Consider the following 14,838-nt stretch of genomic DNA (forward strand, 5'->3'; position numbering starts at 1 on the left):
CCGTACGAATTAGACTCTGAGTTGAGAGCCTTAGTAATCCTATTGCTCAGCTACATGCACCCGAATCGTTGCTGTTACCTTTTGGTGTAACTTAACGGGAACGTTTGTGTAGCCCATGCTACGGATGGGGTTGCTCAACTCAATTTTGCGTTTATCAATTTTAATCTTATATTGTTTTTCAAGGGCCGTAGCGATTTGTTTGTTCGGAATTGAACCAAATAGACGGCCATCTTTTCCAGCCTTGGCTTTGATTTCAACCACGGTCTTATCATCTTCTAAAACCATTTTAAGCTTTTCAGCATCAGCCAAAATTTCAGCTTCATGCTTAGCTTCGGCCTTTTTTTGACCCTTTAATTCGCTTACCGCAGCGCTTGTAGCAGCTTTAGCTTTACCATTTTTAATTAAGAAATTTTGAGCGTAACCATCGGAAACGTTCTTAACTTCGCCACGTTTCCCCTTACCTTTGACATCTTCCAAAAAAATTACTTTCATCAGAATCACTCCTCATCTTTTTGATTTTCTTGTAAAATTTCAACCAATTGTTGCTCGGCTTCCTCAACACTCACATCTTCTATCTGAGTTGCTGCCATTGCTAAATGACCGCCTCCACCAAGTTTTTCCATGATAACCTGGACGTTTTCCGTTCCTGCGCTTCGCGCCGAAATACCCACAGCATGGTCTCCACGACGTGTGATCACAAATGAGGCTTCTACGCCTGAAATATTCAGTAGTGAATCGGCTGCCTGAGCCGCAATCACTGGATCATACATTCGATCATCTTCACCGGTACAAATTGCATATTTATCTTCAATAAACTGCATTGTATCAATTAAATGGTTTCGTTGCATATAGCTATCAACATTCTCTTTTAAGAGGTAACGAATCGTCTTCTCGTTAGCTCCCACTGAACGAAGATAACTGGCTGCATCAAAAGTTCTTGTCCCCGTACGTTCCGTGAACGATTTAGTATCCACTTCAATCCCTGCCAAAATAGCAGTGGCCTCAATCGGTTGAATTGGTTCACCATCATGGGACTGATATTCAAACATTTCCGTAATCAACTCACCCGTCGATGATGCGTATGGTTCAATGTAAACCAATACGGGGTTTTCTGGAAACTCCGTTCCACGGCGATGATGATCAATGATAATTACCCGATTACTAAGCTTATCAAATAGCTCCTCAGATGTCGTTATGGAACGTTTAGAATGATCAACCATCACTAACAAACTTTGGCTATTAGCGAGCTCTACGGCTTGATCTGCACTAATAATGGACTCTTTAAGGTCTTCATGCTCATCCATTTTTTCAATCAAACGCGCTACATCCGAATGCACGCCTTCTTGGTCTAAGACAATCCAACACTCTTTTTTATTCATTTGCGCAATTCGCCGAATCCCGAGCGCTGAACCCACTGAATCTAAGTCCGCATGGGAGTGCCCCATTACAAAGACTTGATCTGCTTGGTTCATTAATTCTTGAACGGCTTGTCCAATCATCCGCGCTCGAACGCGAGTCCGTTTTTCCATCGGATTAGTTTTACCGCCGTAGAAACGAGCTTGTTCATCTTCAGCTTTGACGACAACTTGGTCACCACCACGTCCTAGCGCTAAATCCAGATTACTTTGCGAAACATCGGCAAGCTTATTAAGGTTATCATCCCCGTAAGCAATCCCGATACTTAATGTAACTGGAGAGTTTTGTTTAGAAGTTGCTTCTCGGATAGTATCCAAGAGCTTAAAACTATCCTCTTCTACCTTAGCTAACGTTTCATTGTACATGATGACAAAGAAATGATCATCATCAACGCGCCTTAAATACATCCCAAACGATTGCGCCCAACTAGAAATCTGGTTGGTAACAAAGTTGTTTAAATTAGAAACTTCCGAATCAGCCATCGACTGTGTAATTTCATCATAGTTATCAATAAAAATTTGACCAATTACCACTTGACGGTCATCGAATTGCTCTTCCATTTTCGCGTATTTAGTCGAATCTAGGAAGTAAACTACGCGATCATCCTTTTGAATTGAAATATCAAAAACGTGATCGTTCCATTTCACACGGCTAACTTTCTCGTCATCTTGATGTTCTTCAATAATCTTCGCCAAATCTTCATCGATTTCATCCAATGGATGTCCCAAAAGTTTTTGTCCTTCAAAATAACTTTGGAAATTAGGGTTAACCCATTCCACTCGATGCTGTTCACTATAAATTAAAATTCCAATTGGCATAGACAACGTAGCGTCTTCTTCAGCCTGATCAATTCGAAACGACAATTCAGAAATATATTTATCAGTCTCATCACTCAGTAAACGCAACGTGCGAACACTAAAAATGCCAGTAACAATAACCAATACTAGCATGATGATGCCGATTAATAAGTTAATATAAAAAGCTAATCCCAGCCCAATCAACGACAGCAAAATAATAACTGCTGTTAAAATCCCGACCCGCGGGTTACGGATAAATGCAGGTAGATGATCTACTAATTTCATAGCACTTCTCCTAAAAAATTGTGTCTAACTATCTCTGATTTTACCATACTTATAACCAATAATTAAAATCGTTTGTTGGAAGGTTATTCTAATAAAAATAGAGCCATAATTGACCAATTATGATCCATCACCGCCCTAATTTTATTTAAACAAAAAGTACCATTCAAGCCTCGGCCTGAATGGTACTTTATATAGCTAAAGATTAGTCTTCAGCAACGAATGGAAGCAAGCCCATGATCCGTGCACGCTTGATTGCAATAGTCAAACGACGTTGGTTCTTAGCACTTGTACCACTGACACGACGAGGTAAAATCTTACCACGTTCTGAAATGAATCGTTTTAACAATTCTGTGTCTTTGTAATCGATGTATTCAATATGGTTTGCAGCAATGTAGTCGACTTTACGACGACGACGGCCACCACGTTTTTGAAATGCCATAATGATTGCCCTCCTCTATTATTTTAGAATGGTAAATCATCGTCAGAAATATCAATTGACTGACCGCCATTAGCAAATGGGTCATTAGGGTTCGAATTGTTAGGTTGTTGTGCACCACTATTATTCGATTGTCCTCCGTCAAATGGATTTCCGGATGATGTTGGTTGTTGTGAAGGGGCAGATTGATTATTGCCAAAATTATTTTCTCCACCTTGACGACGTTCAGAAGATGAACGTGATTCAAGAAGAGAGAAGTTTTCGGCTACAACCTCGGTAACATAAACTCGTTGGCCTTGTTGGTTTTCATAAGAACGGGTTTGAATCCGTCCGTCGATACCAACTAATGAACCCTTCCGAGTGAAGTTAGCAAAGTTTTCTGCAGCTTTACGCCACATAACACAATTAATAAAGTCAGCTTCGCGTTCACCTTGTGAATTAGTAAACTGACGATTAACAGCAACTGTAAAAGTTACTACTGCAGCTCCACTACCTGTATATCGTAGTTCAGGGTCCCTTGTTAGGCGTCCGACAAGCACTGTTCGGTTAATCATAATATCCGCTCCTTCCTAGTTTTTAGTTGTTATTATTAACGTACAACGATCATGTGACGAAGAATTCCGTCAGCAATCTTAGATAGACGATCAAATTCGTTCAAAGCTTCGTCGTCGCTAGCCTTAACGTTAACGATATGATAAATACCGTCGTTAAAACCACCGATTTCGTATGCTAGACGGCGTTTTGACCAGTCTTTTGAATCAACAATTTCAGCACCATTGTCTGTCAAAATCTTGTCAAAACGGTCAACTAAAGCTGTCTTAGCTGCATCGTCAAGATTTGGAGCGATGATGTATGTGATTTCGTAGTTTTTCATTGATTTACACCTCCTCATGGACTTATGGCCTTCTATCACAACGTAGAAAGCAAGGAGAGTTTGCCAAAAAAGCTGGCAACTCACAAATAAGTATTATACCATCCATTTTTAGTGGACGCAATAACAAAAAATCCTAATTAACGATATACAAATGATAAATACACCAAAATTTTCTAATTCATTTTATTAATTAAAAAAGCTGATTAAAAAGTGAAAAATCACTTCAATCAGCTTTTTTAATTAAATTTATTCTTCAGAACTTTCTTCAACAGTTACACTTTCAGTTTCTGCTGCTTCAGTTGCTGGAGTTTGAGTCTGGTTTTCATCATCAACTGGTGCTTCATCAACAATTGCCATTGTAGCAACTTTAGAATTTTCATCCGTCTTGATTACGTGAACCCCTAAGGTCGCCCGACCTGTAGTTGAAACATTATTAACGTCGAAACGAATCATAACCCCACGATCCGTAATCAACATAACATCTTCCGTTCCTTCTACCGTTACTAATCCAGCTAATGGACCATTCTTTTCGGTGATATTCGCAGTCTTAATCCCTTTACCGCCGCGGCCTTTAATTGGGTATTCACTAGCCGGAGTTTGTTTTCCATAACCCTTTTCAGTAATAACCAAGACCTTGCTTTCAGGTTTCAAGATTGCTGAACCGACGACATAATCTTCATCTCGTAAACGAATTCCGCGAACCCCAGTAGCAGAACGTCCCATTGAACGCACATCTGCTTCTTTAAAGCTTACCGCGTATCCGTTATGCGTTCCGATAATAATGTTTTGCTCGCCATCGGTAATAACCACGTTAATTACTTCATCATTTTCCTTCAAGCTAATGGCCTTAAGCCCATTGCTGCGGATATTTAGGAATTCAGCAACCGGTGTTCGTTTTGTCACACCGTTTAACGTTGTAAAGAAGAGGTAACGATTTTCATTATCTTCATCACCGTTATCACGTCCAATATTGATTACAGCCTGAATATTTTCTCCGCTACTAATTCCAAGCAAGTTAATTACTGGAATTCCCTTAGCGGTTCGGCTATATTCAGGGATTTCGTAACCTTTCATCCGGTAAACCTTACCGGCATTGGTGAAGAATAAGAGTACATCATGGGTTGAAGTTGAAACCAGATGTTCGATAAAGTCGTCATCATGAACACCCATCCCTTGGATTCCTCGACCACCGCGATTTTGCGTCTTAAATTCAGACGTAGCCATTCGCTTAATGTAACCATTATGGGTTAAAGTAACCATGACATCTTCTTCTTCGATTAAGTCTTCATCTTCAAGGCTAAGAACTTCACCGACCATCAATTCTGTCCGACGTTCATCCCCAAAGCGCTCTTGAATTTCAAGTAACTCTTTGTAAATGATTTCGTTAATTCGTTCACGGTGAGCTAAAATATCACGGTAATCCGTAATTGCTGCCATGACCTTGTTGTACTCGTCTTCAACCTTTTCACGTTCTAGTCCTGTCAAACGCACCAAACGCATATCCAAGATTGCTTGAGCTTGCTTACTTGATAATGAATAGTTATTCATCAATTTATCTTTAGCAACCTCAGCCGTTTGTGAATTACGAATAATCGCAATAATTTCATCGATGTGGTCCAAAGCAATCCGCAAACCTTCTAAGATGTGCGCCCTTGCTTCAGCCTTCTTCAAATCAAATTCAGTCCGTCGACGAATAACTTCTTCTTGATGAACAAGATAGTGTTGCAAAATTTCCTTTAGGCCTAATACTTTAGGAGCACCATTAACGATGGCCAACATATTAAATCCAAAGGTCGTTTGCATTAATGTCATCTTGTAAAGATTATTCAAAACTACAGATGCACTGACATCACGACGAACATCAATGACAACTCGAAGTCCATCACGATCGGATTCATCATTTACATCAGTAATTCCTTCAATTCGTTTATCACGAGCTAATTCAGCAATGCGTTCGATCAATTTAGCCTTATTGACCATGTATGGTAATTCTGTAGCCACAATGCGTTCGCGACCATTTTTTTCAGTCTCAATATCAACTTTCGCCCGTAAAATAATCGTACCGTGTCCAGTCTCATATGCCTTACGGATTCCCGATTTACCCATCACAATTCCACCGGTTGGGAAGTCTGGCCCAGGGACAGCTTCCATCAAGTCGGCGGTTGTTGCATCTTCGTTATTCATCAAAATATGGATAGCGCTGATGACTTCTGACAAATTATGTGGTGGAATATTCGTCGTCATCCCCACGGCAATCCCAGTTGCTCCGTTAACTAATAAGTTTGGGAAACGTGCTGGTAAAATTGATGGTTCGCGTTCCGTTCCATCATAGTTTTCCTGGAAATCCACGGTATTTTTATTGATATCACGTAGCATTTCCAATGTAATTTTACTCATTCGAGCTTCGGTATAACGCATAGCAGCAGCGCCATCCCCATCGACAGATCCAAAGTTACCATGTCCATCAACAAGCATGTAACGGTAACTAAAGTCTTGGGCCATCCGGACCATTGATTCATAAATTGCAGAGTCACCATGAGGATGATACTTACCCATAACATCCCCAACGATTCTAGCTGACTTCTTATATGGCTTTTCAGGTGTAACTCCTAACTCATTCATCCCGTATAAAATACGACGATGGACGGGTTTTAGTCCATCCCGAACGTCAGGTAAAGCACGCGCAACAATAACACTCATGGCATAATCCAAGAATGATGTACGCATTTGACTACTTAAATTGACATCTGTAATTCGTCCTGACAATTCTTCTGACAATTCGTTTTCCCCCTTATTTTTTGGGCTGTCTAACTTTTAATAATCTTTTTAGATATCCAAGTTTTTAACAAACACAGCGTTCTCTTCAATGAATTTACGACGTGGTTCAACCTTGTCACCCATCAACATTTCAAAATCACCACTTGCAGCATCAGCATCTTCGGCTGAAACTCGTAACAAGCGTCGATTTTCTGGATTCATGGTTGTTTCCCAAAGTTGCTCAGCATCCATTTCACCAAGACCTTTATAACGTTGAATTACAGGTTTTGGTGATGGTGATAATTGTCCAAGTACTGTTTCTAATTCTTCATCAGAATCGATATATTGGATCATCTTACCTTGACGTACTTGGTAGAGCGGTGGTTGAGCAATGTAAACAAATCCTGCATCAATCATTGGACGCATGTAACGATAGAACAGCGTCAATAATAGTGTCCGAATATGAGCACCATCGACATCGGCATCGGTCATGATAATCAATTTATGATAGTTGGCTTTACTTACATCAAAGTCCTCACCAAATCCAGTTCCGAGCGCTGTAAAGAGTGAACGAATTTCTTCATTGGCCAAAACCCGATCCAAAGTGGCTTTTTCAACGTTCAAAATCTTCCCACGAATTGGCAAAATAGCTTGTGTGAGACGCGAACGTCCGGACTTAGCACTACCACCGGCAGAATCACCCTCGACAATGAATAATTCACTAATTGAAGGATCCTTAGAAGTATTATCAGCTAATTTACCAGGAAGATTATTGAGTTCTAGGCCACTCTTCTTACGCGTAACTTCACGAGCTCGTTTAGCGGCAACTCGTGCTTTTGCTGCCAAGATTCCCTTATCAACAATTTGACGTGCAACCTTAGGATTTTCCAATAAGAATTTATTGAAAGTTTCAGCAAACACTTCGTTAACAGCTGTCCGAGCATCTGAGTTACCCAATTTTGTTTTCGTTTGTCCTTCGAATTGAGGATCAGGATGCTTAACGCTGACTACTGCCGTCAAACCTTCTCGAACATCATCACCAGACAATTTATCATCATTTTCTTTTAAAATATTGTTGTTTTTAGCGTAATCGTTAATAACTCGTGTTAAAGCACGTTTGAAACCTTCTTCGTGGGTACCGCCTTCGTAAGTATGAATATTGTTAGTAAAAGTTAACAATTTACTTTGATAACCTTCGATATATTGCATAGCTACTTCAACAGTGATACCTTTTGTAACCCCTTCAACATAGATAGGTTCAGGGAAAATTACTTCTTTGCCTTCGTTTAAGTATTCAACGTAGTGGCGAATCCCACCTTCGTACAAGAAGTCGTCTTCAGTTGGCTTTTCAGGACGCATATCCTTCAAAGTAATCCGTAGACCCTTGTTCAAAAAGGCTAATTCACGAATTCGTGTTTTTAAGATATTAATGTCATATGTGGTAGTTTCTTGGAAAATATCTGGATCTGGAACGAAATGAACAATAGTTCCATGATCGTCAGGATGTTCAGTATCACCAATCGTTTTCATCGGTGTTTTTACTTTTCCTAGCGCAAAATCAATGTAGTAGATTTTACCGTCCTTCATGACGCGCGCATCTAATTCCGTTGATAACGCATTTACAACGGATGCACCCACACCATGCAATCCTCCAGAAACTTTATAACCGCCACCGCCGAATTTACCTCCGGCATGTAGGACCGTAAAGACTGTTTCTAAAGCTGGTTTTCCAGTTTTCTTTTGGATATCAACCGGAATCCCACGTCCATTATCAGTGACGGTAATGCTATTGTCTTTTTCAACGATCACATCAATTTTGTCTGCAAATCCTGCAAGAGCTTCATCAATACCATTATCAATAATTTCCCAAACCAAATGGTGTAGTCCTTGAGAACTAGTCGACCCAATATACATCCCTGGGCGTTTACGAACTGCTTCGAGCCCCTCTAAAACCTGAATTTGACTCGCATCATATTCTCTGGCTAATTCTGCTTTCGTTTCTTTTTCGTCTGCCAAAAGCTTATTCCTCCTTGCTCTGCATTAAAACTCCGTGATCAATATTAAAGACATGGGGTTCATTAATTAATTGTTGCGCAACACCACTAAGGCTGGTGGTCGTGATGAAAGTTTGTACTTTGTTTTGAATGGCAGTTAACAGGTGTGTTTGACGACTATCGTCAAGTTCAGATAACACATCATCAAGTAAAAGAACCGGATATTCTCCGGTTTCTTCTTTCATCAAATCAATTTCTGCTAATTTAACACTCAGGGCCGTGGTTCGTTGTTGCCCCTGTGAACCAAACGTCGATACGTTTTTGTCATTAACCATAAATCGTACATCGTCAAGATGTGGCCCCACTAAAGTTTTACCTTGTTGAAGCTCCTTTTCACGTTGCTTTTGGAAAAGGGCTTGTAGTGCTGCATAGATTTTTTCAGTAGTATCGGCTTGATTACTACTGATCGGCGAAACATATTGAAAAGATAATTTTTCTTTTCCCTGCGAGATTTCCTTATGCACCTCTTGGGACCATTTTTCCAACTTCTTCAAGAATTGAATGCGTTGGAAAATGATTTCAGCTCCATGGGCTGCTAGCTGATCACTTAAAACATCTAAATAAACTTGGTCACCCTTAGGATTGAACTGTAGCTGTTTAATGTACTGGTTTCGCTGTTTCAGAACGGATCGATATTGCGCCGAGTTATATAGATATTTCGAACTCATCTGTCCAAATTCCATATCAATGAACTTACGGCGAACTGCTGGAGATCCTTTTACAATTGATAAATCCTCAGGCGCAAACAAAATCACATTAAGCTGGCCGACATATTGCGATAAACGGCTTTGCTCAAGGTGATTTACTTTGGCATTTTTCCCTTTGGAAGATAAATTGATTTCAAGCGGTGTAACGGTGTGTTCTTTTTGGACACTCCCTGATACTCGCGCTGCTTTGGTTTTCCAACTAATCAAATCTCGATCACTATTGGTTCGGTGACTTCTAGTCAAAGCTAAGAAATAAATAGATTCTAATAGATTAGTCTTGCCTTGTGCATTTTCACCCAATAGAACATTGATACCCGAACCGAACTCGACAACAAGATCAGCATAATTACGAAAATTATGTAACTCCAGTGTCTTCAGATACATTAGTTACCAGATTTCATTGTAATCTTGAAAGAACCTTCATCTGGAACTTCAACTACATCATCTTCGTAAAGTTTTTTTCCACGGCGATCATCGTGTTCTCCGTTAACCAGGACGGTATTTTCACGTAAAAACCACTTAGCTTGTCCACCAGTGCCAATAATACCCTCTTCTTTCAAGAGTTGTCCTAAAGTAATAAACTCTGTGTTTATTTCAACATCTTTTTGCATACTATCACCCCACGTATCTCATAATATTATACCTTTATTTTAACTAAAAAACAATTTTATCTGTCTTAAAACGGCTTCTCAGCGAATTTAACCCTTCTGAATGTTTTTTGCCTTAAACGGGTTATTTTTTCTCAAATTTACGTATACGCGTTTTTAACCAGATTTATCCAAAAAAAGAGTTTGAGAAATTAATTTTCTCAAACTCCATAGCGTTACTTTATTAAAATGTTCGAACAGGTGTGATTAATTGAATAAAGTTTTCTTGATCTTCAGTTGGTACCAAAGTAAATGGACGTAATGCTGAAGTAAAGGCCATCTTAATTGATGTATGTCCAAATGAACGTAGCGCATCTTTCAAATAGTCTGGGTTAAAGGAAATTTCAAGGTCTTCACCCACAATATCTTTAGTAACCACTTCTTCTTCTACATTACCGACTTCAGGAGAATCACCAGAGATGATTGCTTGCTTGTTAGCCGCGTTAATCGTTAATTTAACCACGTTATTGCGTCCAGCATGTGAAAGCAATGAAGCCCGTTCAATCGAAGCTAACAATTCTGGAGCTTCAAATTCCATTTCAGTTGAACTTTCCTTTGGAATTAAACGGGATGTATCTGGATACAAGCCCTCCAATAGACGTGAATAGAATAAAGTTTCATCAAATGTAAATAATGCTTGGTTTTCTGAAATTTGAAGTGTAATTGTATCAATTTCATCATCTAACATTCTGGAAAGTTCTAAAAGACTCTTCCCAGGGATGATAATATCTTCAGGCATTTTAATTGGTTCTGGGAGATTAATTACCCGTTGGCTCAAACGATGACTATCTGTTGCTACGGCTGATAATTTATTTCCTTCAATCGTAAAATGAATCCCAGTTAAGATTGGACGACTTTCTTGATTAGAAACTGCGATAACTGTTTCATTAATCATTTCGCTAAATACATCAGCTTTTAAAGTAATGGTTGTTTGACTATCAACTTCTGGTAAATGAGGGAAGTTATTAGCATCTAAACCATTAATCTTAAATTCAGAAGCACCTGACGTAATGGTCGTTTGAAAACCGTCTTTTACCTCAAGTAACATAGTGTTGTCTGGTAATTTTTTAACAATATCTCCGAAGAAACGGGCTGTTAAAACTACCGCTCCGGTACTTTCGATATTAAGATGAGCTTCTTCATCGTTAGTTGAAATGGTGGTTTCGATAGAAATGTCAGTATTGCTTCCAGTTAGAATTAAACGATCTTCTTCTGCTTCAATTTTTAATCCAGTCAAAATTGGAATCGTGGTTTTAGAAGAAATGGCTCTTTGAACCGCATTTAATTTTTTGATAAATGTATTTCGAGCGATGGTAAATTTCATTTTACAAAACTCCTTTATGTTGCTCTCTGTTTTATATATTAATTAATAATAAAAAGATAGTAGTAGTAATAAGGGCTGTTGGAACTGTTAATAACTCAAATTAGCCGTCATAATTTAACTTTTAGCCTGTGGACTACCTGTGGATAACTTTCGAAGTTATTAACACTTATCCACAATTTAAGGTTTTAGCTCACTTTTTAAATCTCCAACTTGGCGAGCAAGTTCCTCATCTTTTTCTAGTTCAGCTTTGATCTTATCAAAGGAATGAATAACGGTAGTATGATCTTTACCACCAAATTCTGTTCCAATTTTAGGCAATGAACTTTCAGTTAATTCACGGGATAGATACATCGCAATCTGGCGTGGAATAACGATGGATTTCATCCGTTTCTTTCCTTTAAGGTCAGCTACTGTAACATGGAAATATTTTGCGACCTTGTCTTGAATCATTGGAATCGTAATATGGCTAAGGTTGCTACCGAAATTCAAACTGCGAAGAGCGTCTGAAGCTAAATCGGTGGTAATCGCTGCGTTTTGCAATTTAGCGTAAGCCTGGATTCGAGCCATCGCCCCCTCTAACTCACGAATATTTGAATCAATACGATTAGCGATGTATTCCAAGGTTTCGTCAGGAATTTCAACGTTATCTGCTTGAGCCTTCTCCCGCAAGATTGCAATTCGAGTTTCTAAATTAGGGGGCGTGATATCAATTGAAAGTCCCCACTTAAATCTTGATACCAAACGTTCTTGCAACTTCGGAATTTCATTTGGTAAGCGATCGGATGTCAACACGATTTGTTTTTGGGCATTATACAAGGCCTCAAATGTATGGAAAAATTCCTCTTGAGTTGCTTCTTTATCCGCAAAAAACTGCACATCATCTACTAATAAAAGATCAACGTTACGATACTTCTCATGAAACTCTTCCGTCTTATTCTTTTGAATCGAATTAATGAAGTCGTTAGTGAAGGCTTCACTTGTTACATATTTAACGCGAGTTTTGGGATCATTTTCTAATAACTGATGCCCAATCGCATGCATTAAATGGGTTTTTCCAAGTCCCACTCCTCCATAGAAAAAGAGCGGATTATATAGAACGCCAGGTTCATCTGATACAGCCATCGCAGCTGCATGCGCCATTTGGTTACCACTACCAATAACAAAAGTATCAAAAGTATATCTACTATTAAGTTGGGTATCTTCAGTAGAAGCTTTGGTTTCTTTTTTAGAGGTAGCGGACCTTTCCGCCAGCTGTGTCTTGAATTCATCTTCCGTTACGAATTCAGGCGTAATGTCTTGATCAGTGAACTGGTAGGCATATTCGACAAACTTCTCGATCAAATGCTTTGTCCAGTAATCTCGATGTAGACTCGAAAGAACCTTAATCTTCATTATGTGGTTTTCTAATGAAATGGGTTCTGCCGTTTCTACCCAAGCACCGAAACTGGCCTTTGACATGGAGTCGTCTTTTTCGAAACTATTTTTAATGTTGTTCCAAAGGTCAATATAGTTAGGCACTTTTTCAATTCCTCCAAAATTTTTAGCTCACTAAGTTTAACATAAAAAAATAAAGTTATCCACATGGATGTGGATAACTAAATGGGGTTAAATAACAGTCTGTGATCTGAGTTATCCACAGGGTGTTATCAAGCAATTCTCTTTTCGTAGAAATTTAAGTTATAAACAGAAACCTGTGGATAACTATTATTGTTATATCAACGTTTATTTAACATATCCACAGATTTCCACAAGGTTGTGGATAACTATATAAACACCCTGTGAGCGAAAAAAATCGCTGCGAAAAAGCCTGTTGATAAGTCGAAATCACTTAAAAAGTTATCCACAAAGTATAGACAAGCTAACGCTCTGTTTGTGGATAAAATTTTGGATTTTATTTTAAATTATTTCCTAATAGGTGGTTTGATTTATTCTGTAGGTATGATATTATGTTAAGGTAATTGTTTAAACGACATAAACTGATTTATCGAAAATTAAAAAATAGATATAAAAATTCAGTATGTGTATTTTCGTTCAGGAGGTGGACCATAATGAAACGAACATATCAACCTAAGAAACGCCATCGTCAACGCGTTCACGGTTTCCGCAAGCGCATGAGCACAAGCAACGGCCGTAAAGTTTTAGCACGTAGACGTCAAAAAGGTAGAAAAGTATTATCTGCATAATAAGGCCACTGATCCCAGTGGTCTTTTATTTTTTAAATTTTTAGAGACAATAGAAGCTTTTTTACATATAATGTTTGTTAGTGATATATATATATAGGTTGTGGAGAGAAATAATGCGAAAGTCGTATCGAATCAAAAAAGAACTTGAGTTTCAAAAGGTCTTTGAAACTCGTAATTCATTTGCAAATAAAAAATTTGTCGTTTACGTGATGGACAAACCAGAACAACCTCACTTTAGGGTTGGAATTTCCGTTGGGAAAAAAATCGGTAATGCGGTAATGCGTAATTATACAAAACGTCGAATTCGTCAAAGCATTTTGGAATTCAAGCCTCTTTTACGTCAAGACGTCGATTTTTTAGTTATAGCACGTCCACAAGCTTCTGGACTACCAATGAATGAAGTTAAACAACAATTGGAACATGTTTTTAAGCTAGCAGGGTTGTTTGCTTCAAAACAAAGTGAGGAAGAATAGTGAAACATTTAAAACGAAATATGGCGTTGCTCAGTGTGGCAGCCCTATCCTTCATATTAACTGCGTGTAGCACAGCGCCCATCACCAGTCACAGTACTGGGATTTGGGACGGAGTGATTGTTTACAATTTCTCGAGATTCATCATCTACTTATCCAAGTTGTTTGGTGGCAATTATGGTTGGGGTATTATTGTTTTCACCATAATAATTCGAATTATCATCTTACCATTGATGATTTATCAAACTAGAACAACGATGAAAACAGCTGAACTTCAACCCAAGTTAAAACAGTTACAGCAAAAATATTCATCACGAGATGCTGAAAGTCAGCAAAAACTTCGTGAAGAACAGCAAAAGCTTTATGCTGAAGCTGGGGTAAATCCGATGGCTGGATGTTTGCCATTGATCATCCAATTACCAGTTATGTATGCTTTGTATGCGGCGGTTAGCCGGACCCAAGTGTTAAAAGAGGGTACTTTCTTATGGCTACAATTGAGTGATAAAGATCCTTACTTTATTTTGCCCATCTTAGCCGCCTTGTTCACATTTATGAGTACTTGGTTGTCGATGAAGTCACAACCCGCTGGATCACAAAATGGAATGACATCGGCCATGACGTTTGGTATGCCACTAGTAATTTTGATTACTGCTTTAAACTTCCCAGCAGCGATCACATTGTACTGGGTAGTAACTAACCTATTCCAAGTTGGTCAAACACTTATAATTCAGAATCCGTTCAAGATCCAAAAAGAACGTGAAGAAAAAATTCAAACTGAAAAGGCAAAGCGTAAAGCAATTGAAAAAGCTAAACGCCGAGCAATGAAGAGTAAACGAAAATAATTTATGAAAGCAATCGCAACTGTTTCGCAGGGGGGATTGCTTTTTT

Annotated in this window: 14 protein-coding genes; 3 read left to right on the top strand and 11 right to left on the bottom strand. The window is 38.7% G+C overall.

The genetic code is table 11. The features are described 5' to 3' along the window. Nucleotides 1–39 precede the first annotated feature (39 nt). The 11 genes from rplI to dnaA all read right to left on the bottom strand — a co-directional run bounded on the left by rplI (nucleotide 40) and on the right by dnaA (nucleotide 12,815). The gene (rplI, locus tag IV86_RS00135) at nucleotides 40–492 is read right to left on the bottom strand and encodes a 50S ribosomal protein L9 (RefSeq protein WP_002833869.1); all 453 of its coding nucleotides are present in this window, start codon (nucleotides 490–492) and stop codon (nucleotides 40–42) included. Between the two features lie 5 nt (nucleotides 493–497). Continuing rightward, nucleotides 498–2,498, bottom strand: coding sequence for a DHH family phosphoesterase (locus tag IV86_RS00140; RefSeq protein ID WP_002833868.1), 2,001 nt, complete (start codon nucleotides 2,496–2,498; stop codon nucleotides 498–500). A 202-nt stretch (nucleotides 2,499–2,700) separates the two neighbouring features. Then, on the bottom strand, nucleotides 2,701–2,937 hold the full coding sequence (rpsR, locus tag IV86_RS00145) for a 30S ribosomal protein S18 (protein ID WP_002833867.1): 237 nt from the start codon (nucleotides 2,935–2,937) through the stop codon (nucleotides 2,701–2,703). 23 nt (nucleotides 2,938–2,960) lie between these two features. Then, nucleotides 2,961–3,488 carry a single-stranded DNA-binding protein gene (gene ssb, locus IV86_RS00150; RefSeq protein ID WP_002833866.1) on the bottom strand — a complete coding sequence of 176 codons (528 nt, stop codon included), beginning with the start codon at nucleotides 3,486–3,488 and terminating at the stop codon, nucleotides 2,961–2,963. A 35-nt stretch (nucleotides 3,489–3,523) separates the two neighbouring features. Next, complete coding sequence (gene rpsF / locus IV86_RS00155; RefSeq protein WP_002833865.1) at nucleotides 3,524–3,808, bottom strand: 30S ribosomal protein S6; 285 nt, start codon at nucleotides 3,806–3,808, stop codon at nucleotides 3,524–3,526. A 246-nt stretch (nucleotides 3,809–4,054) separates the two neighbouring features. Continuing rightward, the gene (gene gyrA, locus IV86_RS00160; protein ID WP_269668170.1) at nucleotides 4,055–6,535 is read right to left on the bottom strand and encodes a DNA gyrase subunit A; all 2,481 of its coding nucleotides are present in this window, start codon (nucleotides 6,533–6,535) and stop codon (nucleotides 4,055–4,057) included. 99 nt (nucleotides 6,536–6,634) lie between these two features. Next, a complete protein-coding gene (gyrB, locus tag IV86_RS00165) occupies nucleotides 6,635–8,581 on the bottom strand; it encodes a DNA topoisomerase (ATP-hydrolyzing) subunit B (RefSeq protein WP_002833863.1) in 1,947 nt (648 codons plus the stop codon). 4 nt (nucleotides 8,582–8,585) lie between these two features. After that, nucleotides 8,586–9,710 (bottom strand): DNA replication/repair protein RecF, encoded by a 1,125-nt coding sequence (recF, locus tag IV86_RS00170; protein ID WP_056979277.1) that lies wholly within the window; start codon nucleotides 9,708–9,710, stop codon nucleotides 8,586–8,588. After that, the gene (yaaA, locus tag IV86_RS00175) at nucleotides 9,710–9,937 is read right to left on the bottom strand and encodes a S4 domain-containing protein YaaA (protein ID WP_002833861.1); all 228 of its coding nucleotides are present in this window, start codon (nucleotides 9,935–9,937) and stop codon (nucleotides 9,710–9,712) included. The genes recF and yaaA overlap by 1 nt, the downstream gene beginning before the upstream one ends. Before the next feature lie 220 nt (nucleotides 9,938–10,157). Beyond that, complete coding sequence (gene dnaN, locus IV86_RS00180; RefSeq protein ID WP_002833860.1) at nucleotides 10,158–11,297, bottom strand: DNA polymerase III subunit beta; 1,140 nt, start codon at nucleotides 11,295–11,297, stop codon at nucleotides 10,158–10,160. Nucleotides 11,298–11,474: 177 nt separating this feature from the next. Continuing rightward, entirely contained in the window at nucleotides 11,475–12,815 is a 1,341-nt protein-coding gene (dnaA, locus tag IV86_RS00185; protein ID WP_002833859.1) for a chromosomal replication initiator protein DnaA, read from the bottom strand. Nucleotides 12,816–13,345: 530 nt separating this feature from the next. Between dnaA and rpmH the strand changes: the two genes are divergently transcribed. From rpmH to yidC, 3 genes are all read left to right on the top strand, one after another. Beyond that, complete coding sequence (gene rpmH / locus IV86_RS00190; RefSeq protein ID WP_002829327.1) at nucleotides 13,346–13,480, top strand: 50S ribosomal protein L34; 135 nt, start codon at nucleotides 13,346–13,348, stop codon at nucleotides 13,478–13,480. A gap of 113 nt (nucleotides 13,481–13,593) precedes the next feature. Next, entirely contained in the window at nucleotides 13,594–13,953 is a 360-nt protein-coding gene (rnpA, locus tag IV86_RS00195) for a ribonuclease P protein component (RefSeq protein WP_002833858.1), read from the top strand. After that, nucleotides 13,953–14,792, top strand: coding sequence for a membrane protein insertase YidC (yidC, locus tag IV86_RS00200; protein WP_002833857.1), 840 nt, complete (start codon nucleotides 13,953–13,955; stop codon nucleotides 14,790–14,792). Before rnpA ends, yidC begins: the two co-directional genes overlap by 1 nt. Nucleotides 14,793–14,838 lie beyond the last annotated feature (46 nt).

Origin of the sequence: Pediococcus pentosaceus, from assembly GCF_001437285.1 — a bacterium.
GTDB classification, from domain to species: domain Bacteria; phylum Bacillota; class Bacilli; order Lactobacillales; family Lactobacillaceae; genus Pediococcus; species Pediococcus pentosaceus.